Annotated in this window: 1 protein-coding gene; it reads right to left on the bottom strand. The window is 41.2% G+C overall.

Annotated features, from left to right (window positions below; all coding sequences use genetic code 11):
* Positions 1–600 (bottom strand): type VI secretion system baseplate subunit TssF (locus tag R7E78_RS28330; protein WP_318058907.1); only part of this gene is annotated, 600 nt, incomplete at both ends.

The following is a 600-nucleotide window of genomic DNA, read 5'->3' as shown; positions in this document are numbered from 1 at the left end:
GTGCTCTCCTGAATGGTAGCAGGGTAAGTGCTCGTAAGTTTTGTTCCAGTTTCTCAAGGTAACATCAGAAATCGAGACAACTTCATTACTCTCTGCATCTTGGTACTGAGGAGATAATTGATACTCGTACTCTGTTGGAAGGAGACGTTTAGGTTCCATGGTTGATTTGAACAGATTTACAATGGGAACACAGCCAACCATGACACTTTCCTCGTCTACTTGCTTTGGTAGCCAGTCATCGCTTGTATCGAAGTAAAAGCAAATCTCGACCTGCCCTTGAATCTCTAACTTCTCTAAGCCGAGCTCGATCAAGTCAAAGAACATGAATTTTTCTGGAAAATGAAGGTACTCGACCAATAAACGAGATCCCGAAAAACTTCTCTTACTGTAAGGGACGACTTGTTCCTCGTCCCCAAAACCAACCGATTGAAGATGCCTCTTAGTTAGAGGCATGATTTCTTTACCATCCAATACGATTGAAAGACCAATCAAACTTTGGAATAACATTTGATATAGCTTGAGTGTTAATTGCGTCTGTCCATTTAAGTACAAACGCAAACAATCGATACCCATGGAATTGATAGAGGACTCTGAATCATG

The organism is Vibrio sp. YT-19(2023), from assembly GCF_033337395.1.
This window is presented reverse-complemented; position numbering and strand designations above follow the sequence as displayed.